The organism is Streptomyces sp. NBC_01334, assembly GCF_035983595.1.
Lineage (GTDB): Bacteria > Actinomycetota > Actinomycetes > Streptomycetales > Streptomycetaceae > Streptomyces > Streptomyces coriariae.
In genome coordinates, this window is the sequence record NZ_CP130718.1 from 7693694 (window position 1) to 7720058 (window position 26365).

Below are 26365 nucleotides of genomic sequence, written 5' to 3' on the forward strand. Positions count from 1 at the left end.
GGGGGCAGGATGGATCTCATGACGGCTCTGAAACTCACCAAGAAGTCGCACGCGTGTGTGCGCCTGGAGAAGGACGGGCGCACGCTCGTCCTCGACCCGGGCGGATTCAGCGAGGCGGACGCCGCGGTCGGGGCGGACGCGATCCTGGTCACCCACGAGCACCCCGACCACTTCGACGAGACGCGGCTGCGGGCGGCCCTGGAGGCCGACCCGGCCGTCGAGATCTGGACCCTGAGGTCCGTCGCGGAGAAGCTCTCCGCCGCGTTCCCCGGCCGGGTGCACACGGTCGGCCACGGCGACACGTTCACCGCCGCGGGTTTCGACGTCCAGGTCCACGGTGAGCTGCACGCCGTCATCCACCCCGACCTTCCGCGCGTCACCAACGTCGGCTTCCTCGTCGACGAGGGCCGCGTCTTCCATCCCGGAGACGCGCTCACCGTCCCCGGGCGCCCGGTGGAAACCCTGCTGGCCCCGGTCCAGGCCCCCTGGAACAAGATCTCCGAGGTCATCGAGTACGTCCGCGAGGTCCGGCCGCAGCGCGTCTACGACATCCACGACGCCCTCCTCACCGACCTCGCCCGCCCGATCTACGACACGCACCTGGGCAACCTGGGCGGTGCCGACCACGGCCGGCTGGCGCCCGGGGCCTCCGCCCAGGTCTGAGCGAGGGCGTTGTCGGACCCGCCGGGTAGGTTGTGAGGCATGCGTATCGCGACCTGGAACGTGAACTCGATCACCGCCCGCCTGCCGAGGCTGCTGGCCTGGCTGGAGAGCAGCGGCACCGACGTGCTGTGCCTCCAGGAGGCCAAGGTCGCCGAGGCGCAGTTCCCGCTCGACCAGCTGCGCGAACTGGGCTACGAGGCGGCGGTGCACGCCACGGGCCGGTGGAACGGCGTGGCGGTGATCTCCCGCGTCGGCCTGGCGGACGTGGTCAAGGGCCTGCCCGGCGACCCCGGCTACGACGGGGCGCCGGAGCCCCGCGCCATCTCGGCGACCTGCGGCCCGGTCCGCGTCTGGTCCGTGTACGTGCCGAACGGGCGCGAGGTGGACCACCCGCACTACGCCTACAAGCTCCAGTGGTTCGAGGCCCTCAAGGCCGCCGTCGCGGGCGACGCGGCGGGCAGCCGGCCCTTCGCGGTGATGGGCGACTACAACGTGGCGCCGACCGACGACGACGTGTACGACGTGGCCGCCTTCGAGGGCCTCACCCATGTCACCCCAGCCGAGCGCGCCGCCCTGGCGTCGCTGCGCGAGGCCGGCCTGTCGGACGTCGTCCCGCGCCCCCTGAAGTACGACCACCCCTTCACGTACTGGGACTACCGCCAGCTCTGCTTCCCCAAGAACCGTGGCATGCGCATCGACCTGGTGTACGGCAACGAGCCGTTCGCCAAGGCCGTCAAGGACGCATATGTCGACCGCGAGGAGCGCAAGGGCAAGGGCGCCTCGGACCACGCTCCGGTCGTGGTCGACCTCGAGGTGTAGCGGGAGCCGGTGCCCGTCCGTCTACGCGCGATGCCCGCCCGGACCGGGATCGCGGCCCTCGGCAGGTGCCAGCGCGCCTGTGGTGCGCACGCCGGTGCGAATGTCACGCTGGGCTTATGAACATCCCTTTCCTGGGCAACAGGAGCAAGAAGTACCGTGCGGCGGTGCTCGCCGAGGACCCCGAGGGGATCGCCGAACTCCTCTCCGAATGCGAGCTGTTGCGTTCCCAGGCGGCCCGGGAGGGGATCGGACTCGACGACACGGCCGCCTCGTTGGAGGCACTGGACCAGCTTCCGCCGCGCTGGCGCGAGGACGAGGAGACCCTGCCCTGGTTCGGTCACGACGCCGGGCTCTACCTGGGGACGGTCGTCGTGCGTACGGTGCCCGGTTCCGTCTGGGTGATCTGGCCCGGCGGGGAACCCGTCGTCCGGCTGGCGTCCGGCCGGGAGGTCGACGTGGTCACCGCAGGGCGCGAGTGGGCCGCGACCGGGACCCCCGAACTGTCCCAGCTGTACGCCGAGGTGGCCGAGAACTGATGTACGAGCGCGTAAATACGGCTAATGACAGAAAAGTGCGTGTCGTGCCTCAACTGCACTCTTGTGTGGATAGTTTGCGGCAACCACGACACAGCTGAAAGTGAGTAGGGCTGCGCATGGCCGTCGATCCGTTGATCGAGCTGCGTGACGTCAACAAGTACTTCGGGGAGCTGCATGTCCTCCAGGACGTCAACCTCACCGTCGGCAGGGGGGAGGTGGTCGTGGTGATCGGCCCTTCGGGGTCGGGGAAGTCGACACTGTGCCGCGCGATCAACCGGCTGGAGCCCATCCACTCCGGTTCGATCACGCTCGACGGACAGCCGCTGCCCGAGGAGGGCAAGGCGCTGGCGGGACTGCGTTCCGAGGTCGGCATGGTCTTCCAGTCCTTCAACCTGTTCGCCCACAAGACGGTCCTGCAGAACATCTCGCTGGGCCAGGTGAAGGTACGCAAGCGCAAGAAGGGCGAGGCGGACCGGCGCTCCCGTGAACTGCTCGACCGGGTGGGCCTCGCCGACCAGGCCGACAAGTTCCCCGCCCAGCTCTCCGGAGGCCAGCAGCAGCGCGTGGCCATCGCCCGCGCCCTCGCCATGGACCCCAAGGCGCTCCTGTTCGACGAGCCCACCTCCGCCCTGGACCCCGAGATGATCAACGAGGTCCTGGAGGTCATGCAGCAGCTCGCCCAGGAGGGCATGACCATGGTCGTGGTCACCCACGAGATGGGCTTCGCCCGCTCGGCCGCCAACCGGGTGATCTTCATGGCCGACGGTCGTATCGTCGAGGACCGCACCCCCGAGGAGTTCTTCACCGACCCGCGCAGCGACCGCGCCAAGGACTTCCTGTCCAAGATCCTCAAGCACTGAGCGACGGCGCCAGCCGCAGAGCCCACCCGCCCCGGCGGCGGCCGGAGATCACTGCCCGCGCAGCGGAACCGACACGTACGACGGGTCGTTCGCCGGCGAGGAGAAGGTCAGCCGCGCGCCGGACGGGTTGTGCTCGATGTAGAGCGGGTCGACGGTGTCGACCACCAGGGCGAGCCGGTGCCCCGCCGGGACGTCGTAGGCCGTGGAGAACAGGTCCAGGTCGAGACCGAACGGCCGGCCCGGTGTGTGCCCGTGGAAGGTGTACGGCGCGTTGGCGACCAGTCTGCCGAGGCCGAGCGGCCCCACGTCGTAGAGGTAGGCGACGAGGGTGCCGCTCTCCTCGGTCGGGGTGACGGTGGTGTGCACCTTCGCGGTGCCGCGCACCTGCTGGGCGGTGGGGTACTTCCCGGACTGCCACACGGCGGCCCAGCGGCGGGGGAGCAGGGGGATCGCGGCCATCGGGGGCAGCTTCGCCACCTGGTCGAGGATGCTGGACAGGAAGACGATCCCGCCGTCGGCGCCCGAGTCCACGTTGGTGTGGATCGTGGGGGAGCCGGCGAGAGCGATCTTGTTCCGGGTCGCGTTCACCGACTTCCAGTCCGGATATCCCTCGTATCCGCTTGTGGAACGGGATTTGAGCCGGACGGGCTGCTCGCGGTCGATGCCGTTGTCCTCGCCCTTGAGGTAGTGGTCGAACCAGCGCTCGGTGTCGGTCCACACGTCGTTGGGCACCCCGAACAGACCGGTGAGCTCGGCGGTCGCGTGGTCGCCTGGGCGGAACTCCAGCCGCTTCGGGCCGGTCAGCCGCTCGTAGAGGGCGGCGGACTGGTTGGGCGGGAAGATCGTGTCGCCCCAGGCGCCGGCGAGCATGATCGCCGCGCCGTTCTTGTTGAGCTGGTCCAGGTAGGTAGCGGGGGAACGTTTCTGCCCCCAGGCGACGATGTCCTTCTCCTTCGACAGGTCGGAGGAGTAGAAGGCCGAGAAGACCTCCCGGGACTCGGCGCTCCGGCGACCGGTGACCGTGCCCACGGTGTCGAGCACGGCGGCGGCCTGGACGTGCTGGGTGCGGCCGGAGTAGATCGAGTCGATCAGGTCGCCCCAGCCGCTGAGCGAGGCGACGGCCTTGACGCGCGGGTCGTGGGCGGCGGCCAGCAGGCTGATCCCGGCGCCGTACGAGACGCCCGCCATGCCGATGTGCTCCGGGTCGCTCGGGGTGTTCGCGAGTGCCCAGTCGACGACCTTCGCGGCGTCGGCGACATCGTGCGGCCCGGCCACGTCGATCTCGCCGCCGGACTGCCAGAAGCCGCGCACGTTGTAACTGAGCACGACATACCCGGAGTCGGCGAGCCGCTGCGCCTGGGCGAGGTACTCGACCTGCGGGAAGCCCCAGCTCGTCGGCAGCACGATCAGTGGGTGGCGGCTGCCGTCGGCGCCGGTGGGGGTGACCACGTTGGCCTTGAGGACCGTGCCGCCGTCCCCGGCGATGTCGACGTACCGGACCCCGCCGGCGGCGGCCTGCGCGGTGGGTGCCAGGCCCAGTACCCCGCCGGCGACCAGGGTCGCGGAGACGGCGCCCATGGCGGTCGTGCGAAGGGCCATGCGGTGCGGTCGTCCCACGGGTCACTCCTCTTGCCTGCGCCATCGCAAAGTGACCCGACGGTAACCGCTGTGCCCCGCCCGAGGTAACCGTCGGTAAGTTACGTCGCAGTAACAATTGTCGTGTCCGGCAGGGGTGCCTGCGCCGCCCGGGTCACGTCCGCGACCAGTTCGACCACGTCGGGGCCGTACACCTGGGAGTTGATGACCTTCAGGAGCAGCACGAAGGAGTCGTACCCGTGTTTGCGGGCCAGCCGTTCGTGGTTGCGGACCAGGTAGCGGGTGGCGGCCTGGTTGTTGATCGCGCGCTGGCCGCAGAACAGGAACACCGGCCGCGCCTCGCGCCGCCGGCCGGCGGTGAGCCGGGCCAGCAGGACGTACTCGGTGACGCCCGGTTCCATGCGGTGGTGCTCGCTGCCTATCTGGAACGCCAGTCGGTCCGGGCCCGGTTCCCGGTCGGTGTTGATGCGTACCCCGGGCAGCATGGCCTGGATGTGGGCCGCCATCCGCCGGTTCGAACCCGGGCCGCCGACACAGAACTCCGTCCGCTCTCCGAAGCCCTGTCGGGCCGCGTCCTGGGTGACCACCTCGGCGCCCGCGCCGCAGTCCTTGATGAGCGCGGCGAGTTCCAGGAGCGCGAACACGTCGTGGCGGTGCACCGCGAGGTCGGGGCTGCCCGCGTCGCGGTTGACGACCAGCAGGCACTCCGAGTTCTCGGGCAGCCCGAAGAAGGCCTGCTTGCGCCGGAGTCTGCGCTTCCACAGGTAGGTGCGGGTCAACCAGCCGAGCGCGGCGCTGATGCCGGCCGCGACCACGCCCAGGACGATGTTGCGCACGTCGTCGTTCATGGGCGCGCATGGTAGCGGGCGAGCACGGCCGGGGCGTACCCGTGTTCGAGGTGTGGCGTTCGTATGACAGTGCCCGGAAGGAGGCTGTCAGGGTCCCGTGAATGTGGTTACGCTGCGCGGACGGTCCTGGACTGGAGGTACGGATGCGTCGCCCTGTCGCGCGGAAACTGTCGGTCCTGGCGGTCTCGGCCGCCGTGGTCACGGTGGGGGCCGCGGCGCCACCCGCCGCTGAGAGAGCCACTGTTGCGAAGGTCCCGGTCGCCGTCGGCTACGGCGGTGCGGTCGCCAGCGTCGACGCGGACGCCTCCGCGGCCGGCATCGAGGTGCTGCGCAAGGGGGGCAACGCCGTCGACGCGGCCGTCGCCACCGCCGCCGCCCTCGGCGTCACCGAGCCCTACTCCTCCGGTATCGGCGGAGGCGGCTACTTCGTCTACTACGACGCCGAGTCCCGTGCGGTGCACACCATCGACGGCCGTGAGACCGCGCCGCTGACCGCGGACTCCGGTCTCTTCCTGGAGAACGGCAAGCCGCTCGCCTTCGCGGACGCCGTCAGCAGCGGCCTGGGCGTCGGCACGCCGGGGACCCCCGCCACCTGGGCGACCGCGCTGAAGGAGTGGGGCAGCGAGAAGCTCGGCACGGTCCTGAAGCCCGCCCAGCGCATCGCCCGCGAGGGCTTCACCGTCGACGACACCTTCCGCACCCAGACCGCCGCCAACGAGACCCGCTTCCGCTACTTCCCCGACACGGCGAAGCTGTTCCTGCCCGGGGGGCAGCTCCCCGTCGTGGGCTCGACGTTCAAGAATCCCGACCTCGCCCGCACCTACGAGGAGCTGGCGCGCAAGGGTGTCGGCGCGATCTACCGCGGCGACCTCGGCGAGGACATCGTCTCCACGGTGAACAAGCCGCCCGTGGACCCGGGTTCGGGCTGGAACGCCCGGCCGGGCGAGCTGTCCGCCAAGGACCTCGCGGCCTACCGGGCCAAGCTCCAGGCGCCCACGAAGACCTCCTACCGCGGCCTGGGCGTCTACTCCATCGCCCCCTCGTCCTCGGGCGGCACGACGGTCGGCGAGGCCCTCAACATCCTGGAGAGGACCGACCTCTCGAAGGCGAGCGAGGTCCAGTACCTGCACCACTACCTCGAAGCCAGCCGGATCGCGTTCGCCGACCGCGGGCGCTGGGTCGGCGACCCCGCCTTCGAGGACGTCCCCACGAAGCAGCTGCTGTCGCAGAAGTACGCCGACTCACGCGCCTGCCTCATCAAGGACGACGCGGTCCTCACCAGCCCGGTGGCGCCCGGCGACCCGCGCCACCCGGCCGCCTGCGACAAGGGCGGCACGGCGGCGCCGACGACGTACGAGGGCGAGAACACCACGCACCTCACCGTCGCCGACAAGTGGGGCAACGTGGTCTCCTACACGCTCACCATCGAGCAGACCGGCGGCAGCGGCATCACGGTGCCCGGCCGCGGCTTCCTCCTGAACAACGAGCTGACGGACTTCTCCTTCGCCCCCGCCAGCCCGGCCGTCCACGACCCGAACCTGCCCGGCCCGGGCAAGCGGCCGCGCTCGTCGATCTCGCCGACGATCGTGCTCGACCGCCACGACAAGCCGGTGGTGGCGCTGGGTTCGCCCGGCGGCGCGACCATCATCACCACCGTGCTGCAGACCCTGACCGAGTTCCTCGACCGCGGACTGCCGCTCGTCGACGCGATCGCCGCCCCGCGCGCCAGCCAACGCAACGCCGCGCAGACGGAGTTGGAGCCCGCGCTCTACGACGACACCAGCCCCGACGGGCTGCGGGCCCGGCTGGAGGCCATCGGGCACTCCTTCAAGCTCAACCCGGAGATCGGCGCGGCGACCGCCGTGCAACGGCTGCCGAACGGCAAGTGGCTGGCCGCCGCCGAAACCGTACGACGCGGCGGCGGCTCGGCACAGGTGGTGCGTCCGGCGCCCTAGGGCCCGGAGCAGCCAGATCGGGCGTCCGATCTCGAGCGTCGGGCGTCAGAGCCCAGGGGCGGGTGGTTCGCCGGTACGCGTACGGAACGCGAGCCTCCCGTCCTCGACCTCCACCGTCACCCGGTCGCCCTCCTCGACCCGCCCGTCGAGGAGCAGCCGGGACAGCTGGTTGTCGACCTCGCGCTGGATCGTGCGGCGCAGCGGGCGGGCGCCGTACTCGGGCTGGTAGCCGCGCTCGGCGAGCCAGTCGACGGCCGCGTCGGTGAACTCGGCCGTGACGCCCCGGGCCTGCACCAGCCGCCGCGTCCGTTCCAGCAACAGGTCGGTGATCCGCCGCAGTTGCTCACCCGTGAGCTGCCGGAACACGACGATCTCGTCGATCCGGTTGAGGAACTCCGGCCGGAAGTGCTCGCGCAGCGGCCGCAGGATCTGTTCGCGTCGCGCCTCCTCGTCGGCGTCCGCGCCACCCGCTCCGAAGCCGATGCCGGCGCCGCGCCGGGTGATCGCCTCCGAACCCAGGTTGCTGGTCATCACGATGACCGTGTTGGTGAAGTCGACCGTGCGCCCCTGGGAGTCGGTGAGCCGGCCGTCGTCGAGGACCTGGAGCAGGATGTTGAAGACATCCGGGTGCGCCTTCTCCACCTCGTCGAGCAGGAGCAGGGAGTACGGGTGGCGGCGGACGGTCTCCGTCAGCTGCCCGGCCTCCTCGTGGCCGACGTAGCCCGGCGGAGCGCCGACCAGACGGCTCACCGTGTGCCGCTCCTGGTACTCGCTCATGTCGAGCCGGACCATGCGCTCCTCGCTGCCGAACAGCGACTCGGCGAGGGCGCGGGCCAGTTCGGTCTTGCCGACGCCGGTCGGGCCGAGGAACAGGAAGCTGCCGATCGGCCGGTCCGGGCTGGCGAGCCCGGCGCGCGAGCGCAGCACCGCGTCCGCGACGACCCGTACGGCCTCCTCCTGGCCCACGACCCGCTCGTGCAGGTGCTCCTCCAGGGCGAGCAGGCGGTCCTTCTCCTCCTGGGTGAGGCTGGCGACCGGGATGCCGGTCTGGCGGGACACCACCTCGGCGATCGCCTCCGCGGTGACCTCCAGATGCCGGCCCTCGTCGGAGGTGACCTCACCGGTCGCGTCCGCGATGCGTTGCTTCAACTCGACGATGCGGTCGCGCAGCCGGGTGGCCTGCTCGTACTGCTCGTCCGCGACCGCCTGGTCCTTGTCGCGGGCCAGTTCCTCGGCCTCGCGCTCCATCGCCCGTACGTCCGTGCCCTTGGTGCGGGCGCCGAGCCGCACCCGGGCGCCGGCCTGGTCGATCAGGTCGATCGCCTTGTCGGGCAGGCGGCGGTCGGTGAGGTAGCGGTCGGACAGCTCCACGGCCGCGACGAGCGCCTCGTCGGTGTAACGGACCTGGTGGTGGGCCTCGTAGCGGTCGCGCAGCCCGCGCAGGATCTCCAGCGCGTCCGCGACGGACGGCTCCGGGACGAGGATCGGCTGGAAACGACGGGCGAGCGCCGCGTCCTTCTCGATCCGCCGGTACTCCTCCAGCGTCGTCGCGCCCACGATGTGCAGCTCGCCTCGGGCCAGGGCCGGCTTGAGGATGTTGCCGGCGTCCATCGACCCGCCGCCCTCGCCGCCGCCGCCCGCGCCGACGACGGTGTGCAGCTCGTCGATGAAGACGATCAGCTCGTCGGAGTGGGCGCGGATCTCGTCGACGATGGTGGTCAGCCGCTCCTCGAAGTCGCCGCGGTAGCGGGTGCCCGCGACCACCGCCGTCAGGTCCAGGGAGACCACGCGCCGCGCGACGAGGACGTCCGGCACGTCCCCGTCCGCGATCCGCTGGGCCAGTCCCTCCACGATGGCGGTCTTGCCGACGCCGGCGTCACCGATCAGCACCGGATTGTTCTTGCCGCGCCGGGAGAGCACCTCGATGGTCTGCTCGATCTCGTCCTCGCGGCCGATCACCGGGTCGATCCGGCCCTGACGGGCCAGCTCGGTGAGATCGGTGCCGTACTTGTCCAGGGTGGGTGTACCGGTGGGCCGCTGCCGGTCGCCGGGGCGAGTCGTCTGCGAGGTGTCCGGGGGCTCGCTCGGCAGGCCCGCGGCGGCGAAGCGGGCCGCGTTGAGGATGTGCCCGGCCGCGGAGTCCGGGTTCGACGCGAGGGCGCTCAGCACGTGCTCCGGGCCGATGTAACCGGCCCCGCGCGAGCGGGCCAGGTCGTGCGCGTCCAGCAGGGCGCGTTTGGCGGCCGGGGTCAGCGACAGCGACGTGGGCGGTGGCACCTCGCCCGGCGGGTGCTGGACCGGGCCCGAGCGCTCGTCGATCTCCGACGCGAGGGACTCGGGGTCGGCGCCGGCCTGGCTGAGCAGAGTGCGGGTCGGCTCCGCGCCGAGGGCCGCGCGCAGGAGATGCTCGGTGTCCAGGTCGCGGCTGCCGTGCTCGGCCGCGTACTGGGCCGCGCCGCGCACGAGCTCCCTGGCGGGCCGGCTGAGGAGCTGGCCGATGTTGATCTGCCGAGGGCCGGGGCGGGGCCCGCCGAAGAAGCGGGCCAGGAACTCGCCGAAGGGGTCGCCGTACCCCTCCGGGCTGGAGAAGCCGCTGGTCATGGCGTTCCGTTCGATCGACTTGCGCTGCCGGTGCGGACGGGTGCCCTGTCCGTGCCGGGCTACACCACGATGGCACGATCCGCAGACCGCGGCATGTCCTGGGACCGTACGGCGGCCGCGGGTCGTGCGTGGGCGGTCGCCCGTGGGGCGGGGCCGCAGACCGGTACGGCCCTGCGTCTGCCGGAGAGGCGGCTGCGGGTGGTGCGTGGGCGGCGGTGCCTACGGGGCGGGGCCGCAGATTGCTACGGCCCAGCGCCTGCCGGAAAGGCGGCCGCGGGCCGTGCCAGGGCGGTCGTCCGGCGGAGCGGCGGGGCCGCAAGTTGGAATCGCCCTGCGTCTGCCGGCGGCAGCGGCCGCGGGCCGCGCGTGTTGGGTGACGCCTACAGGGCGGGGCCGCAGATCGCTACGATCGATACGGCCCGCGCCCGTCGGAGGCCCGTCGGCGGAACGGTCCTACCGGCGCTCGGTGAGGACCCTCGGTCCGCTTTCCGTGATCGCCACCGTGTGTTCCGCGTGGGCCGCCCGGGAACCGTCGTTCGTGCACAGCGTCCAGCCGTCCGGCGCCTCGTGGTAGCCGTCCTTGCCGCTCGCGATCAGCATCGGTTCGATCGCGATGACCATGCCGTGGCGCAGGGGATAACCCCGGCCCGGGCGGCCCTCGTTGGGGACAGCGGGGTCCTCGTGCATGTGGCGGCCGATGCCGTGGCCTCCGAAGCCCTCCGGGATGCCGTAGCCCGCCGTCCGGCACACCGTGCCGATCGCGTGCGCGATGTCGCCGATGCGGTTGCCGACGACCGCCGCCTCGATACCGGCCGCGAGGGCCCGCTCTGCGGTCTCGATCAGCCGGACGTCCGCCGGGCGCGGCGTGCCCACGATGAAGCTGATCGCGGAGTCGCCGGCCCAGCCGTTCAGCGCGGCGCCGAAGTCCGCCGAGAGGAGGTCGCCGTCGCGCAGCCGGTAGCCGGTGGGGATGCCGTGCACGATCGCGTCGTTCACGGACGCGCAGAGCACCGCAGGGAAGGGCGTCGTGGCGAAGGACGGGCGGTACCCGAGGAAGGGGGACGTCGCCCCCGCCTCCCGCAGCACGTCGTGTGCCAGTTCGTCCAGTTCCAGCAGGGATACGCCCACGTCGGCGGCCTCGCGCACGGCTGTCAGTGCCCGTGCGACGACCTGTCCCGCTTCGTACATGGCCTCGATCGATGTGTCTGTCTTGAGCTCCACCATGCCAATTACTATACCGGTATTAGAATGGTGGCATGGTGCGTACCCCCCTCACCCCGGAAGAGCGCGAACGCGGCGAACGACTCGGTCGGTTGCTGCGCGAGGCCCGTGGCGGCCGGAGCATGGCCGACATCGCGGCGAGCGCCGGCCTCTCCGCCGAGACCCTTCGCAAGATCGAGACCGGCCGCGCCCCGACGCCGGCGTTCTTCACCGTCGCCGCGCTCGCCCGCGTGCTCGGTCTGTCGATGGACGAGTTGGCGGGGCTGTGCGTGCCCGCCCCCGCGTGACACCCTGGGGTCGCTGTCCGCGCCCGTTCGGGATCGCGCACAGGTCGTCGCGTCGGTTTCGAAAACTGGCTGTAGCCGCGCTGTAACACGGTTGGTGTTTTCTACGAACCGGAGTGTTCCGGTCGGGGCGGGAGTCGAGCGATGGCTGTGGATCAACTCCCGGGCCGGGTACGGGAGTTCGCGAGCTACCTGAACGGACTGCTGTCGCGCCTCGATCAGGGCGCCGGCTGGTGCGCCGTGTTCTGGCAACGCGATCCCGACGGCATGCAGGCCTGCCTCGACGGGCGCGAGGTGCCGCCCTGGGACGTGGTGGAGGCGGTGCTCCAGGACCTCGCCGCCGAGTACGGGACCGCGGTCGCCGCGCAGCAGGCGGAGCGAGTCCGGCCCCTGCACGCCGCCGCCCTCGCCGCCCACGACGCCCGGCCCGGTGGCCGCGACGCCCTCGGGGACCGGCTCGACGTGATGCTCCGCGAACAGCGTTACGCCGCCGAACGGCTGGCCGAGCTGGGGCGCAGGCTCCCGTCCGCGGTCACCCACGAGCAGGCCGAGGCCATCCGTCTCGACCTCGCCTGGGCCCACGACGACCATGAACGGGCCACCGCGCGCTGCGCCGAACTCCGCTACCGGATGGCGGAGTCGGACCGGCTCCCGTCGTCGGGCGCGAGCCCCGGGGCCGCCGCGCCGCACACCTCCGCAGCCGACCCCGCGCACGAGACGGCTGCCGGGTACGACGCCCGTGCCGGACACGAGGCTCCTGCCGGGTACGACACTCCTGCCGGGTACGGCACCGCCGGGTCCATGGCCGGAGCGCCGGTCGACGCGTACGAGGCCGAGGCGCCGACGGCCGAAGCCCTCGCTTCCCGGCCGGCTCCCGACGAGGACACCCCCGCCCCGGCCGTCGTCCCCAAACAGCGCAAGCGCCGCCGCGGCAGCGCCCGTTTCGCCGGTATGGCCGAGGAGGAGGACGCCGCCTCCCTCGCCGTACCGCCCGCCGCCGAACCGGTGGCGCCCGCGCCCGCCCCGACCGGGCGCCGCACCCCGCGCGGCGCCCGCTTCGCCGGCGCCGCCACCGAGAAGGCCGAGCGGTCCGAGCCGCGGCGCGAGCCGCTGGACACGGCGGCCCGGCGGGAGACCGTCGAGACGGTCGAACGGCTGGTACGCCTGCGCGGCGAAGGCCGCAGCGGAGAAGCGCACGCCCTGCTCGTCGAGCTCGCCTACTGGCCGGCCGCCCGCATTCCGCTGCTGGCGGCCGAACTCCAGCGCGCCGGGCTCACCGCCGACTGGACCACCCTGCTCTGGGAGGCCGCCTCCCTCCCCGCCGACCGGCTCGTCGCCGCGGCCGACGCGCTGGTCGCGGTGGGGCGCACGGCGGACGGCGAGCAGATCCTGCGCCAGGGCGTCGCCCGGCCGGCCACCGAGATCGGGCAGGCCGTCCTCGGCCTGGTCGAGGAGGGCCGGCGACGCGAGGTCAGCGCGCTGCTCGACGCCTACGTCCGGGTCCGCACCCCCGAGGAGGCCGCCCGCAGCGTCGCCCCGGCCCCGGGGACCCTCGTCCCCCTCGTGCTGGAGGCCGCCCGGACGGTCTCGGAGGAACGCCACTGGGACCTGGTGCACGCCCTCAGGGTCGCCGGCTTCACCGCCTGACCCGGGCCACCCCTTACGCCGTACGCCCGGCGACTCACCCACCGGAGTGTGAAACGCGATCGACTCGGCGGGTTAACGACGATGGTCTTGGCAAGCCCGTCCCGGAGGCTTACGTTCGTCCCTCTACGACCTTCGTCTACGGGCGTAGAGGCTCTGACGTCCCGTCGAAGGAGCAGCTCATGGCCAACGTCGTACGTGCCGCACTGGTCCAGGCCACCTGGACCGGCGACACCGAGTCCATGGTGGCGAAACACGAGGAGCACGCCCGCGAGGCGGCCCGCCGGGGCGCGAAGATCATCGGGTTCCAGGAGGTCTTCAACGCTCCCTACTTCTGTCAGGTCCAGGAGCCGGAGCACTATCGCTGGGCCGAACCGGTCCCCGACGGGCCGACCGTACGTCGTATGCAGGAGCTCGCGCGCGAGACGGGCATGGTCGTCGTCGTGCCGGTCTTCGAGGTCGAGCAGTCCGGTTTCTACTACAACACCGCCGCCGTGATCGACGCCGACGGCTCGTACCTCGGAAAGTACCGGAAACACCACATCCCGCAGGTAAAGGGTTTCTGGGAGAAGTACTACTTCAAGCCCGGCAACATCGGCTGGCCCGTCTTCGACACGGCCGTCGGCAAGGTGGGCGTCTACATCTGTTACGACCGGCATTTCCCGGAGGGCTGGCGGCAACTCGGTCTCAACGGCGCGCAGCTGGTCTACAACCCGTCCGCCACCCACCGCGGCCTCTCCGCCCACCTCTGGCAGCTGGAGCAGCCCGCGGCCGCCGTCGCCAACGAGTACTTCGTCGCCGCGATCAACCGGGTCGGCGTCGAGGAGTACGGGGACAACGACTTCTACGGGACGTCGTACTTCGTCGACCCGCGCGGGAAGTTCGTCGGCGAGGTCGCGAGCGACAAGGACGAGGAACTCGTGGTCCGTGACCTCGACTTCGACCTGGTCGAGGAGGTCCGGCAGCAGTGGGCCTTCTACCGCGACCGTCGTCCCGACGCCTACGAGGGGCTGGTGCGGCCGTGAGCGACCTCCACGCCCGTCACCGCAAGGTCCTGCCGGACTGGCTCGCCCTCTACTACGAGGACCCACTGGAGATCACCCACGGCGAGGGCCGGCACGTCTGGGACGCCGAGGGCAACAAGTACCTCGACTTCTTCGGCGGCATCCTCACCACCATGACCGCGCACGCGCTGCCCGAGGTCACCAAGGCGGTGAGCGAGCAGGCCGGGCGGATCATCCACTCCTCGACGCTCTATCTCAACCGGCCCATGGTCGACCTCGCCGAGCGCATCGCCCACGTCAGCGGCATCCCCGACGCCCGCGTCTTCTTCACCACCTCGGGCACCGAGGCCAACGACACCGCGCTGATGCTCGCCACCACCCACCGGCGCAGCAACACCGTCCTCGCGATGCGCAACAGTTACCACGGCCGTTCCTTCAGCGCGGTCGGCATCACCGGCAACCGCGGCTGGTCACCGACCTCGCTGTCCCCGCTCCAGACGCTCTACGTGCACGGCGGGGTACGCGGACGCGGCCCGTTCGCCGGCCTCGGCGACGCCGAGTTCATCGAGGCCTGTGTCGAGGACCTGAAGGACCTGCTCGGTCACACCCGCCCGCCCGCGGCCCTGATCGCCGAGCCCATCCAGGGGGTCGGCGGGTTCACCTCGCCGCCGGACGGACTGTATGCGGCATTCCGGGAAGTGCTGAACGCATACGGGATCCTGTGGATCGCCGACGAGGTGCAGACCGGCTGGGGCCGCACCGGCGAGCACTTCTGGGGCTGGCAGGCGCACGGCCGCAGCGGACCGCCGGACATCGTCACCTTCGCCAAGGGCATCGGCAACGGCATGTCCATCGGCGGCGTCATCGCCCGCTCCGAGATCATGAACTGCCTGGACGCCAACAGCATCTCCACCTTCGGCGGCACCCAGGTCACCATGGCGGCCGGCCTCGCCAACCTCTCCTACCTGCTGGAACACGACCTCCAGGGCAACGCCCGGCGGGTCGGCGGCCTGCTCATCGAGCGGCTGCGGGCCGTCGCCGCCCAGGACCCCGGGGTACGGGAGGTGCGCGGGCGCGGCCTGATGATCGGCGTCGAGCTGACGAAGCCCGGCACCGACCTGGCGGACCCGGACCGGGCGGCCGCCGTGCTGGAGGCGGCCCGCGCCGGCGGGCTGCTGATCGGCAAGGGCGGCGGCCACGACACCAGCGCCCTGCGGATCGCCCCACCGCTGTCCCTCACCGTCGCGGAGGCCGAGGAGGGCGCCGCGATCCTCGAAGGCGCGCTGAGGAGCACGCAGTAGCGCAGGCCTGAGCAAGGGAACACAACACCATGACCATCACCCTGGAGCCCTGGGGGCCCGTAGAACCCCTGGAACCCGCCCTGTCGGTCCGTCAGGTCCTGGCCCTGGAACGGGTGCTGGCCGGGGAACCCGAGGTGGTGGCCGGTGCGGGCCAGCTCGACCGGCCGGTGCGCTGGGTGCACGTCGCCGAGGCCGCGGACGTCGGCGTGATGCTCAGCGGCGGGGAGATGGTCCTCACGACCGGAGTGCTGCTCGCCGGCGACGAGAACGCGCAGACCGAGTACATCCAGTCCCTGCACCGCGCGGAGGCCGCCGCCGTGGTGCTGGGACTGGGACGGGCGTTCCCCGCCCCGCCGGACGTGATGCGGCGCGCCGCCGAGCGGTGCGGACTGCCGATGGTCGTACTCCACCGACCCTTCCCCTTCGCCGAGTTGACGGAGGTGGTCCAGTCCCGGCTGGTCCAACGGAAGTTCGCCGCCGTCAGCCTGTCGGAGGCCGTACGGACCGCCCTCACCGGTCTGATCACCGCGGGCGCGCCGCTTCAGCTGCTGCTCGACGAGGTCGCCCAGCACGCCGCCTGCCCCGTGGTGGTCACCAACCTCGCCCACCGGGTGCTGGCGACCGCGGGGGAGCGGTCGGCGGTCGACGACGTGCTGCGGGACTGGGAGCGCATCGCCCGCCAGGCCGGCGGCAGCGAGGGCGACGGCTGGATCCGCGCCGAGCTGGGCGGACGCGGCGAGCGGTGGGGACAGATCATGCTCTGCGGCCACCGTGGCGACACCGCCGGCGGACGGCTCCTCGCCGACCGGGCCGCCGAGGCCCTCGTCCTGCACCGCATGCTCGGCGGCACGTCCGCCCACACCTGGGAGGAGCAGTCCGCACAGAGCCTGCTCACCGACCTGGTCTCCGGTGTCGTGCCGGCCAGGCAACTGCTGCCCCGGGCCCGGGCGGCGGGGCTCCCCGTCAACCGGCGCACCTTCGTCCCCCTGGTCGTCCGTGACGGCGATCCCGCCCAACTGGAGCGCATGCTGCGCCTGTTGGGCATGCCCGGGTTGGTCGCCGAGCTGGCCGACGGGGCCACCGCCGTGCTGCTCAGCCTCGCCCGCGACCAGGACGCCCAGGCGCTCACCGCGCACTTCGCCGCCCGGCTGCGGACCGAGTCCGGGGAGAGCCGTACGGTCGTCGCGGCGGCCGCCCCGCGCATCGTCTGGGACGACGTGTCCGCCGGGCTGCGCGAGGCCCAGCATGTCGCGGACGCCGTGGCCGACTCCTCGGCCGCCCTCGACCTCCCGGCCGTCGTCCGCCTCAAGGACGTCCATCTGCGCGGCCTGGTCCGGCTGCTGCGGGACGACCCGCATGTGCAGTCCTTCGCCGAGCGGGAGCTGGACGGGTTGCTGTGCGCGGCCGGGGACGACCTCCTCGCCGTGCTGCGGACGTATCTGGCCACCGGCCGCAACAAGTCCCGCACCGCCCAGCTCCACCACGTCTCGCGGCCCGCGCTGTACCGCCGGCTGGAGGCGATAGAGGGACGGCTGGGCGTGGACCTCGACGACTTCGAACAGGCCGCCTCGGTGCACATCGCGCTTCTCGCGCACGACGCGCAACAGGGCTGACCGCAGACGGTCGGCAACAGCCAGGAAACATGGAACGACCAGGGAAAACGGTGGTGAAACATGGGTCCGGAAAGACGTGACACGGTGGCACGCCGGACGCCCGCAGGCGTGACACCGTGCAACTCAAAGCAGGCTCGCCGGCTTCCTAGGCTCCTCGTACACCGAGCGACCGGAGGTCCCGATGAGCAGAGTGATCCGTGCCGCCGTCTTCCAGACGGCCTGGACCGGCGACAAGGAATCGATGATCCAGGTCCACGAGCAGGCGGTCCGCGACGCGGCCGCGCAGGGCGCTCAGGTCCTGTGTTTCCAGGAGCTGTTCTACGGACCGTACTTCTGCCAGGTCCAGGACCCGCAGTTCTACGAGTACGCCGAGCAGATCCCGGACGGCCCGATCGTCAAGCGTTTCCAGGCGCTCGCCAAGGAGCACGGCATCGTCCTGGTGCTGCCGATGTACGAGGAGGAGCAGCCGGGCGTCCTCTACAACACCGCCGCCGTGATCGACGCGGACGGTTCGTACCTCGGCAAGTACCGCAAGCACCACATCCCGCAGGTAAAGGGTTTCTGGGAGAAGTTCTACTTCCGTCCCGGGAACGTGGGCTGGCCCGTCTTCGAGACGGCCGTCGGCAAGGTGGGTGTCTACATCTGCTACGACCGCCACTTCCCGGAGGGCTGGCGCGCGCTGGGGCTGGAGGGCGCCGAGATCGTCTTCAACCCGTCGGCGACCTCGCGTGGTCTGTCCGCGTACCTGTGGCAGCTGGAGCAGCCGGCCGCGGCCGTCGCCAACGAGTACTTCGTGGGCGCGATCAACCGGGTCGGGGTCGAGGAACTCGGCGACAACGACTTCTACGGGACCTCGTACTTCGTGGACCCGGAGGCCCAGTTCGTCGGCGAGGTGGCGAGCGACAAGGAGACCGAACTCGTCGTCCGCGACCTCGACATGGCCAAGCTGCGCGAGGTCCGCGACCGCTGGCAGTTCTACCGGGACCGCCGCCCGGAGGCCTACGGCCCGCTGACCGCACCGTAAGACCCGAGGCCCCCGCGTCCCTCTCCGGGGCGCGGGGCAGCGTCCGTGTGCGGCTCCGCCGCGGGGCGCGACCGGCCTCGAACGACCCGCACGTCACGACCACAACCCAGCGGAGCGTCCACGCATGAGCACCCGTACCGTCATCCGCGGCGGCCTCGTCGTCACCGCGTCCGACGAGATCCACGCCGACGTCCTGATCGAGGACGGCCGTGTCGCCGCCCTCGCCGCCTCCGGTACCACGGCCGCCGAGGCCTGGACCGCCGAGAAGGTCATCGACGCCACCGGGAAGTACGTGATCCCGGGCGGAGTCGACGTCCACACCCACATGGAGCTGCCCTTCGGCGGCACCTTCGCCTCCGACACCTTCGAGACCGGCACCCGGGCGGCCGCCTGGGGCGGCACGACGACCATCGTCGACTTCGCCGTGCAGAGCGTCGGACGCAGCCTGCGCGACGGGCTGGACGCCTGGCACGCGAAGGCCGAGGGCAACTGCGCCATCGACTACGGCTTCCACATGATCGTCTCCGACGTGAACCAGGACACGCTGAAGGAGATGGACCTGCTGGTGGAGGAGGGCGTCACCTCCTTCAAGCAGTTCATGGCCTATCCCGGCGTCTTCTACAGCGACGACGGTCAGATCCTGCGCGCCATGCAGCGCTCCGCCGAGAACGGCGGACTGATCATGATGCACGCGGAGAACGGCATCGCCATCGACGTCCTGGTCGAGCAGGCGCTGGCCCGCGGCGAGACGGATCCGAGGTACCACGGCGAGGTCCGCAAGGCCCTCCTCGAGGCCGAGGCCACCCACCGCGCCATCAAGCTCGCGCAGGTCGCGGGTGCTCCGCTGTACGTGGTGCATGTATCGGCGATGGAAGCGGTTGCGGAACTGGCCCGGGCGCGCGACGAGGGGCTCAACGTCTTCGGCGAGACCTGCCCGCAGTACCTGTTCCTGTCGACGGACAACCTCGCGGAACCCGACTTCGAGGGCTCGAAGTACGTGTGCTCGACGCCGCTGCGGCCCAAGGAGCACCAGGCCAAGCTGTGGCAGGGCCTGCGGACCAACGACCTCCAGGTCGTCTCCACCGACCACTGCCCCTTCTGCTTCGTGGGCCAGAAGGAGCTCGGCCGGGGCGACTTCTCGAAGATCCCCAACGGTCTGCCGGGGGTCGAGAACCGGATGGACCTGCTGCACCAGGCCGTCGTCGACGGGCACATCAGCCGCCGCCGCTGGATCGAGATCGCCTGCGCCACCCCGGCCCGCATGTTCGGCATGTACCCGAAGAAGGGCACCATCGCCCCGGGCGCCGACGCCGACGTCGTGATCTACGACCCGCACGCCGAGCAGATCGTCTCCGCGGACACGCACCACATGAACGTCGACTACTCGGCCTACGAGGGCAAGCGGCTCACCGGCCGTGTCGAGACGGTCCTGTCGCGGGGCGAACTCGTCATCACCGAGCGGGAGTACACCGGACGCGCCGGTCACGGCGTCTACACCCCGCGCTCCACCTGTCAGTACCTCAACTAGGAGCAGCGCACATGGACTTCGGACTCGTCCTGCAGACCGACCCGCCGGCCTCGAAGGTCGTCGAGCTGATGAAGCGCGCCGAGGGCAACGGCTTCACCTACGGCTGGACCTTCGACTCCGCCGTGCTCTGGCAGGAACCGTTTGTGATCTACAGCCAGATCCTGGCGAACACCAGCAGGCTGACGGTGGGCCCGATGGTGACCAACCCGGGCACCCGCACCTGGGAGGTCACCGCCTCCACCTTCGCCACCCTCAACGACATGTTCGGCAACCGCACCGTGTGCGGCATCGGCCGCGGCGACTCCGCGATGCGCGTCGCGGGCCGTGCCCCGAACACCCTCGCCCGGATCAGCGCGGCCATGAAGGTCATCAGGGCGCTCGGATCGGGCCAGGAGGCGGACCTCGGCGGCACGGTCGTCAAGTTCCCGTGGATCAAGGAGGACGCCCGGCTCCCCGTCTGGATGGCCGCGTACGGCCCCAAGGCGCTGAAGATGACCGGCGAGGAGGCCGACGGCTTCATCCTCCAGCTCGCCGACCTCTACCTCACCGAGTACATGGTGAAGGCCGTCAAGGACGCCGCCGTCGCCGCCGGCCGTGACCCCGCCGAGGTGAAGATCTGCGTCGCCGCCCCGGCGTACGTCACCGAGGACGACTCGCCCGAGGCGCTCGCCCACGCGCGTGAGCAGTGCCGCTGGTTCGGCGGGATGGTCGGCAACCACGTGGCCGACCTCGTGTCCAAGTACGGCGCGCACTCCGCCGCCGTACCGGACGAACTGACCGACTACATCAAGTCCCGTGAGGGGTACGACTACTCGCACCACGGGCGCGCCGACAACCCCGACACCGCGTTCGTGCCCGACGAGATCGTCGACCGGTTCTGCATCGTCGGACCGGTCGAGAAGCACATCGAGAAGCTCGAGGCGCTCCGTGCGCTGGGCGTGGACCAGTTCGCCGTCTACGACATGCACGACGCCCAGGAGGCCACCATCGACGCCTACGGGGCGCGGGTGATCCCGGCCGTCAACGGCTGACGTACTCACGACCGCCGTACGGCGCACGCACCGCCGTACGGCGTCGGAGTACCGCAAACCGCAGGAACCGCTCGACTCCCCATCCCCCCACTCCAGTTCTCCCCTCCTCCGACGTCCCGGGGGAGGGGGCCGGAGCCCGCACGGCCTTTCCGGATCCGCCCCTCGTTTGATTGGCCTGCCCATGACCGACACCGCTCCCACGGCCATACCGCCGACTTCTCAAGTCACCCTCGCCGACGGCCGGGTGGAGATCGCCCCTGGTTCGCCGCAGCCCAGCGGCCCCTACGCCAACGAGGACCTGCTTCCGGTCCCCGTGGAGAAGCGCACCTGGACCACGTACAACTTCTCCGCGCTGTGGGTCGGCATGGCCCACAACACGGCGTCGTGGACGCTCGCCTCCGGTCTGATCGCCGTCGGCATGGACTGGAAGCAGGCGGTGCTCACCATCGCCCTGGCCAACGTCATCGTGCTGGTCCCGATGCTGCTCACCGGGCACGCGGGGCCGAAGTACGGGATCCCCTTCCCGGTCTTCGCCCGCGCCTCCTTCGGCATCCGAGGCGCCAACCTGCCTGCCGTCGTACGGGCGTTGGTGGCCTGCGGCTGGTTCGGCATCCAGACCTGGATCGGCGGCGAGGCGATCTACTTCCTCGCCGGGAAACTGATCGGAAACGGCTGGAGCGACGCCGGTGAGATCGGCGGCTACGCCTGGACGATGTGGCTGTCGTTCGCGATCTTCTGGGCGATCCAGGTCGCGATCATCTACCGGGGCATGGAGACGATCCGGCGTTTCGAGAACTGGGCGGCGCCCTTCGTCCTGGTCGGCGCGCTGGTGATGCTGATCTGGATGAGCAACAAGGCAGGCGGTTTCGGCCCGTTGCTCGACCAGCCGTCCAAGCTCGGCTGGGGCGCCGACTTCTGGAAGCTGTTCTGGCCGTCCCTGATGGGCATGATCGGTTTCTGGTCGACGCTGTCGCTGAACATCCCGGACTTCACGCGGTACGGAAAGTCGCAGAAAGCGCAGACCTGGGGGCAGGCGCTCGGCCTGCCGACCACCATGACGCTGTTCGCGCTGCTGTCGGTGATGGTCACCTCCGGTTCGCAGGCGGTGTACGGCGAGACGATCTGGGATCCGGTACAGCTCGCCGCCAAGACCGACAACGTCTTCGGCCTGCTGTTCGCGCTGGTGACCGTGCTGGTGGCGACCCTGTCCGTGAACGTCGCCGCCAACCTGGTCTCGCCGGCCTTCGACTTCTCCAACATCGCGCCCCGGAAGATCAGTTTCCGTACCGGCGCCCTCGCCACCTGTGTCCTCGGGGTGCTGATCTTCCCGTGGAAGCTGTACTCCGACCCGCAGGGCTACATCTTCACCTGGCTCGGGCTGGTCGGCGGTCTGCTGGGCACGGTCGCCGGCATCCTCATCGCCGACTACTGGATCCTGCGCCGCGGCAAGCTCGACCTGGCCGATCTGTACCGCACGGGCGGCCGTTACTGGTACGACGGCGGCTGGAACTGGCGGGCCGTGGTGGCCTTCGTGACCGGCGGAGTGCTCGCCGTCGGCGGCGCCAGCTTCAAGCCGCTGGTCGACGGACGGCCGATCCCGGCGCTGGAATCCCTCGCCGACTACGGCTGGGCGGTCGGGCTCGGCACCTCGATGGTGCTGTACCTGGTCCTGATGCTGCTGCTGCCCGCACGGCAGGAAGAGCACGCGGACGCCGTCTGACGTGTGGCGCGAGAACGGCCGGAGGAGCGACTCGGCTCCTCCGGCCATCTCGTGTCCCGGTCCGTGCGGTGCGCGGCGGGAGCGCTCAGCTCTTCTGGCCGTTCGACAGGGCGGCCACCACTTCCTTCGCGGCCTTGATCGCACCCTTGTTGATCTCGTCGGTGCTGGGCGCCTTCTTCGTCTCGAAGTCGCTGCCGTTGTAGTTGACGATCACCAGCGCGTTGGACACCCGGGCGATGACGACGCCCTCACGGGTCTGCTGCTTGTCCTCGGTCGTGAGGTTCACCACCGAATAGGCCTCGTTGCCGAGCCCCGGGACCGCGCCGCCGCCGCTCTTCTCGCCGGTCCGCTCCTTGTACGACGTCTGTGCCGCGTCGTCCGACTCCGTGATCTCGAAGGAGACGTCGAGCCACCGGTAGTCGTATCCCTTGAGCGCGTTCCAGGAGCAGGTCCGGCGCAGATCGGTGTCCGTGGAGGGGATCTCCTTGCCCGCCGTCTTGGCGCCCGGCACGAGTGCGGTGACCGTCTTCGCGGCGATGCTGGTGCACGGGGCGGGCGCGGCGGCGTACGTCTTGGACACGGCCGTGGAGGAGGGGCCGGACGCCTTCTCGGACTGGGTCTTCTGCGTGTCCTTGGCCGCCGTGTCCTGCTTTTCGGTGAGCGGGCCGGACGACATCGCCCAGCCCGCGCAGGCGAGCACGACCACGGGGGTCAGGCGCGCGGTCAGGGCGAGCGGCAGTGGGAGTGAGCGCACGGCGCACTTTCGTGGGGGACGGTGCGGACGGAGTCCGCAGTGCGGACAGGGGACGCCAGTGTCACACGACTCCCTGTGGGGCGGAAGTGTGAACTCGCTCCGTGGCTGCGCGGTGACGAAGGGGCCCGGCCCAACCGGGACATCACGGCCCTTCCTGAGACATCTTCACGAGACGCCTTCGAGCGGGACTCTCATGCGACACCCCATACGACACCTTCTTGCGGCCGCCTCGTAACGGCACCCTCTTGCGGCTTCCTCACGCGGCCCCTTCACGCGGCCCCTTCACGCGGCCCCTTCACGCGGCTTCTTCACGGAGCCTCTTCACGAGGCTTCTTCACGGGGCATGGGACGGTGCGGGTGCCCGCCGGGTGGGTACGTACGATCCCGGGAACGGCCGCAGCGCAGTGAGGAGCCCCGTGTTCACCACCCGCCCCACCCTCCAGGGCACCTTCGGCATGGTGTCGTCCACGCACTGGCTGGCCTCGCAGTCGGCGATGGCCGTCCTCGAGGGCGGCGGCAACGCCTACGACGCCGCCGTGGCCGGGGCCTTCGTGCTGCACGTCGTCGAACCGCATCTCAACGGGCCCGCGGGCGAGGTGCCCATCCTGCTCGCCCCGGCAGGCGGCGAGGTGCGCGTGCTGTGCGGGCAGGGAGTCGCGCCGGCGGGCGCGACCGTCGCCCGCTACCGGGCGCTCGGCCTGGACCTCGTACCCGGCACCGGACCGCTGGCCGCGGCCGTGCCCGGCGCGTTCGACGCCTGGATGCTCCTCCTGCGCGACCACGGCACCAAGTCCCTCGACGAGGTGCTGACGTACGCCATCGGGTACGCCGAACACGGGCACGCGCCCGTGGAGAACATCGGCGCGACCGTCGAGACCGTACGGGAGTTGTTCGAGACGGAGTGGACCTCTTCGGCGGAGGTGTACCTGCCGGGCGGGAGGCCGCCGCGCCCGGGCGCGCTGCTGCGCAACCCCGCCCTCGCCGCCACCTGGAGGCGCCTGCTCGCCGAGACCGCCGGGGCGGGCGACCGGGAGGCGCGGATCGAGGCCGCACGAGAGGTGTGGCGGACCGGGTTCGTCGCCGAGGCCCTCGTCCGGCAGGCGGCTCGGCCCACCCTGGACACCAGCGGGGAGCGCCACACCGGCACGCTCACGGCCGCCGATCTCGCCGCCTGGTCCGCGTCCTACGAGGCGCCGGCGACGTACGACTGGAACGGCTGGACGGTGTGCAAGGCCGGCCCCTGGAGCCAGGGCCCGGCCCTCCTCCAGCAGCTCGCCCTGCTCCCGCCCGAGCTGCCCGCGTACGGCTCCGCCGACTACGTCCATCTCCTCATCGAGGGCTGCAAGCTCGCCATGGCCGACCGCGAGGCCTGGTACGGCGACGCGGGCGAGGTCCCGTTGGGCGAGCTGCTCGCCGCCGGCTACAACGCGGAGCGGCGTGGGCTGATCGGCGACAAGGCCTCGTACGAGCTGCGGCCCGGCAGCCCCGGCGGCCGCACCGCGCGGTTGAGCACGCACGCGTACGTGGTCGCCACCGACGACCCCGCCTTCAACCCCCTGGGCGCCGGCGAGCCGACGGTCGCCAAGCGCACCACGTCCCCCGTGCCGGGCGAACCCGAGGTCGGCGCCGAGGGGGCCACCCGGGGCGACACCTGCCATCTCGACGTCGTCGACCGCTGGGGCAACATGGTCGCCGCCACGCCCAGCGGCGGCTGGCTGCAGTCCAACCCGGTCGTGCCCGAGCTGGGCTTCCCGCTCGGCACCCGGCTCCAGATGACCTGGCTGGAGGAGGGCCTGCCGAACTCGCTGACGCCCGGCCGCCGCCCCCGCACCACCCTCACCCCCTCGATCGCGCTGCGCGACGGGGTGCCGGTGCTGGCGTTCGGCACACCCGGCGGCGACCAGCAGGACCAGTGGCAGCTGCACTTCCTGCTGGCCGTCGCGCTGCGCGCGCGGGTGCGCGGCGGTCTCGACCTCCAGGGCGCGATCGACGCCCCGAACTGGCACAACGACGCCTTCCCCGGCTCCTTCTACCCGCGCGGCATGCGGCCGGGCAGCGTCACCGTGGAGTCCCGGATGCCGGCCGGGGTGGTGGAGGAGCTGCGGCGACGCGGCCATGACGTGACCCTGGGCGACCCGTGGTCCGAGGGCCGGCTGTGCGCGGTCGCCCGCGACCCGGAGACCGGGATCCTGCTCGCGGCCGCGAACCCGCGCGGGATGCAGGGATACGCGGTGGGTCGCTGAGGCCGGGCGCGGCTCGGGTCGCCGGCACGCGTGCGGGGCGGGCTGCTCACGCACGCGTGCGGGGCGGGTTGCTCACGCGGGAGAGCGGAGGGATGCGTTCCTGTTCTTCATCCCGATTCCACCCGGGATGCACCGGGCAGGTGGGGATTGTCAGTGGGGCGTGCTCTCATGGAGGCATGATCGAAGACACGGAAACCATCGACGAGTTTCTCGCCCGCCACTCGGCCGACGTGGAGGAAGCGGTCCGCAAGGCCGCCGCGGCCGAGATCATGCCCCGCTTCCGGCAGCTCGGCGCGCACGAGGTCGACCAGAAGAGCGGACCGCACGATCTGGTGACGGACGCAGACCGCAATGCCGAGCTCTACCTCACCCGGGCCCTCGGCGCCCTTCTGCCCGGCTCGGTCGTCGTCGGCGAGGAGGCCGTGCACGCCAACCCGGCCACGTACGAGGCGATACAGGGCGACGCGCCGGTCTGGATCGTCGACCCCGTCGACGGAACACGGCAGTTCGTGCACGGCGACGACGGCTTCTGCACCCTCGTCGCGCTCGTCCGGCACGGCGTCCTGCTCGCCTCCTGGACCTACGCCCCGGCCAGGGACCAGCTGGCCACGGCCGTCCGCGGCGGCGGCGCCTTCCTGGACGGCGAGCGACTGTTCGCCGGCCCGCCCGAGCCGGGCCGCGACCTGGTGGTGGCCACCTCCCACCCCGACTACACGACCGACGAGCAGAAGAGTGCCCTGCTGGGGCTCTGGACGGACGGGGTCGCACCGCGCGCGTGCGGATCGGCCGGGCTCGAGTATCTCGCCATAGCCCGGGGTGAGTTGGACGCCACGGCGTTCTCCTGGGAGGCGGCCTGGGACCATGCGGCCGGGCTGCTGCTGGTGGAGGAGGCGGGCGGCGCCCATCTCACCCTCGACGGCGGACCGTTCCGGGTCACGGGCGGCAACTCCCTGCCCTTCACGGCGGCCCGGGACGCGGCGACGGCCCGTCGCGTGGCGGGACTGCTGTCGGGCGCCGGACCTCAGCCGAGGTGAGGCGGGCCGGGGAGGTTCCCGCCCCGGGAACGCGACGGGAGCGCAGCCACTCCGGCCGCGCGCGAGCGAGTCACCGCTGCGTCGAG

21 protein-coding genes are annotated in these 26365 nt (G+C 71.4%); 16 read left to right on the top strand and 5 right to left on the bottom strand.

Annotated elements, in window-relative coordinates; translation table 11 throughout:
- Window positions 1–27: 27 nt before the first annotated feature.
- From OG736_RS34320 to OG736_RS34335, 4 genes are all read left to right on the top strand, one after another.
- Window positions 28–663 carry an MBL fold metallo-hydrolase gene (locus OG736_RS34320; protein WP_327187783.1) on the top strand — a complete coding sequence of 212 codons (636 nt, stop codon included), beginning with the start codon at window positions 28–30 and terminating at the stop codon, window positions 661–663.
- 39 nt (window positions 664–702) lie between these two features.
- Window positions 703–1482, top strand: coding sequence for an exodeoxyribonuclease III (locus OG736_RS34325; protein ID WP_327185841.1), 780 nt, complete (start codon window positions 703–705; stop codon window positions 1480–1482).
- A gap of 116 nt (window positions 1483–1598) precedes the next feature.
- Window positions 1599–2018, top strand: coding sequence for a DUF6278 family protein (locus OG736_RS34330; RefSeq protein WP_327185842.1), 420 nt, complete (start codon window positions 1599–1601; stop codon window positions 2016–2018).
- 116 nt (window positions 2019–2134) lie between these two features.
- Window positions 2135–2878, top strand: coding sequence for an amino acid ABC transporter ATP-binding protein (locus OG736_RS34335; protein ID WP_327185843.1), 744 nt, complete (start codon window positions 2135–2137; stop codon window positions 2876–2878).
- Between the two features lie 48 nt (window positions 2879–2926).
- Here OG736_RS34335 and OG736_RS34340 read toward each other — a convergent pair whose 3' ends face one another.
- Entirely contained in the window at window positions 2927–4477 is a 1551-nt protein-coding gene (locus OG736_RS34340; protein ID WP_442817204.1) for an alpha/beta fold hydrolase, read from the bottom strand.
- 98 nt (window positions 4478–4575) lie between these two features.
- Window positions 4576–5322: a hypothetical protein gene (locus OG736_RS34345; RefSeq protein WP_020125506.1), complete on the bottom strand. Its 747-nt coding sequence runs from the start codon at window positions 5320–5322 to the stop codon at window positions 4576–4578.
- A 143-nt stretch (window positions 5323–5465) separates the two neighbouring features.
- Here OG736_RS34345 and ggt point away from each other — a divergent pair, with 143 nt between their 5' ends.
- On the top strand, window positions 5466–7277 hold the full coding sequence (ggt, locus tag OG736_RS34350; protein WP_327185845.1) for a gamma-glutamyltransferase: 1812 nt from the start codon (window positions 5466–5468) through the stop codon (window positions 7275–7277).
- Between the two features lie 45 nt (window positions 7278–7322).
- Here the strand turns inward: ggt and OG736_RS34355 are convergent, their stop codons facing one another.
- Together OG736_RS34355 and map are read right to left on the bottom strand one after the other, a co-directional pair.
- Window positions 7323–9878 (bottom strand): ATP-dependent Clp protease ATP-binding subunit, encoded by a 2556-nt coding sequence (locus tag OG736_RS34355; protein WP_327185846.1) that lies wholly within the window; start codon window positions 9876–9878, stop codon window positions 7323–7325.
- Between the two features lie 453 nt (window positions 9879–10331).
- A complete protein-coding gene (gene map / locus OG736_RS34360; protein WP_327185847.1) occupies window positions 10332–11102 on the bottom strand; it encodes a type I methionyl aminopeptidase in 771 nt (256 codons plus the stop codon).
- A 32-nt stretch (window positions 11103–11134) separates the two neighbouring features.
- On the opposite strand from map, the gene OG736_RS34365 reads away from it, so the two are divergent.
- The 9 genes from OG736_RS34365 to OG736_RS34405 all read left to right on the top strand — a co-directional run bounded on the left by OG736_RS34365 (window position 11135) and on the right by OG736_RS34405 (window position 22248).
- A complete protein-coding gene (locus tag OG736_RS34365) occupies window positions 11135–11386 on the top strand; it encodes a helix-turn-helix domain-containing protein (RefSeq protein WP_327185848.1) in 252 nt (83 codons plus the stop codon).
- Window positions 11387–11527: 141 nt separating this feature from the next.
- On the top strand, window positions 11528–13030 hold the full coding sequence (locus OG736_RS34370; RefSeq protein WP_327185849.1) for a hypothetical protein: 1503 nt from the start codon (window positions 11528–11530) through the stop codon (window positions 13028–13030).
- A gap of 179 nt (window positions 13031–13209) precedes the next feature.
- Complete coding sequence (locus OG736_RS34375) at window positions 13210–14052, top strand: nitrilase-related carbon-nitrogen hydrolase (protein ID WP_327185850.1); 843 nt, start codon at window positions 13210–13212, stop codon at window positions 14050–14052.
- Entirely contained in the window at window positions 14049–15332 is a 1284-nt protein-coding gene (locus OG736_RS34380) for an aspartate aminotransferase family protein (protein ID WP_327185851.1), read from the top strand. The genes OG736_RS34375 and OG736_RS34380 overlap by 4 nt, the downstream gene beginning before the upstream one ends.
- A gap of 29 nt (window positions 15333–15361) precedes the next feature.
- Window positions 15362–16945 carry a PucR family transcriptional regulator gene (locus OG736_RS34385; protein WP_327185852.1) on the top strand — a complete coding sequence of 528 codons (1584 nt, stop codon included), beginning with the start codon at window positions 15362–15364 and terminating at the stop codon, window positions 16943–16945.
- Window positions 16946–17126: 181 nt separating this feature from the next.
- Complete coding sequence (locus OG736_RS34390; RefSeq protein WP_171400333.1) at window positions 17127–17969, top strand: nitrilase-related carbon-nitrogen hydrolase; 843 nt, start codon at window positions 17127–17129, stop codon at window positions 17967–17969.
- 124 nt (window positions 17970–18093) lie between these two features.
- A complete protein-coding gene (gene hydA, locus OG736_RS34395) occupies window positions 18094–19497 on the top strand; it encodes a dihydropyrimidinase (protein ID WP_327185853.1) in 1404 nt (467 codons plus the stop codon).
- Window positions 19498–19508: 11 nt separating this feature from the next.
- Window positions 19509–20528, top strand: coding sequence for a TIGR03842 family LLM class F420-dependent oxidoreductase (locus tag OG736_RS34400; RefSeq protein ID WP_327185854.1), 1020 nt, complete (start codon window positions 19509–19511; stop codon window positions 20526–20528).
- 181 nt (window positions 20529–20709) lie between these two features.
- Window positions 20710–22248, top strand: a complete 1539-nt coding sequence (locus OG736_RS34405; protein ID WP_327185855.1) for an NCS1 family nucleobase:cation symporter-1 — start codon at window positions 20710–20712, stop codon at window positions 22246–22248.
- An 85-nt stretch (window positions 22249–22333) separates the two neighbouring features.
- Here the strand turns inward: OG736_RS34405 and OG736_RS34410 are convergent, their stop codons facing one another.
- Window positions 22334–23002, bottom strand: coding sequence for a hypothetical protein (locus OG736_RS34410; protein WP_020125519.1), 669 nt, complete (start codon window positions 23000–23002; stop codon window positions 22334–22336).
- A 416-nt stretch (window positions 23003–23418) separates the two neighbouring features.
- Between OG736_RS34410 and OG736_RS34415 the strand changes: the two genes are divergently transcribed.
- Both OG736_RS34415 and OG736_RS34420 read left to right on the top strand, forming a co-directional pair.
- Window positions 23419–25245 carry a gamma-glutamyltransferase family protein gene (locus tag OG736_RS34415; protein WP_327185856.1) on the top strand — a complete coding sequence of 609 codons (1827 nt, stop codon included), beginning with the start codon at window positions 23419–23421 and terminating at the stop codon, window positions 25243–25245.
- A 176-nt stretch (window positions 25246–25421) separates the two neighbouring features.
- Window positions 25422–26279 (top strand): inositol monophosphatase family protein, encoded by an 858-nt coding sequence (locus tag OG736_RS34420; RefSeq protein ID WP_327185857.1) that lies wholly within the window; start codon window positions 25422–25424, stop codon window positions 26277–26279.
- Window positions 26280–26365: the final 86 nt, after the last annotated feature.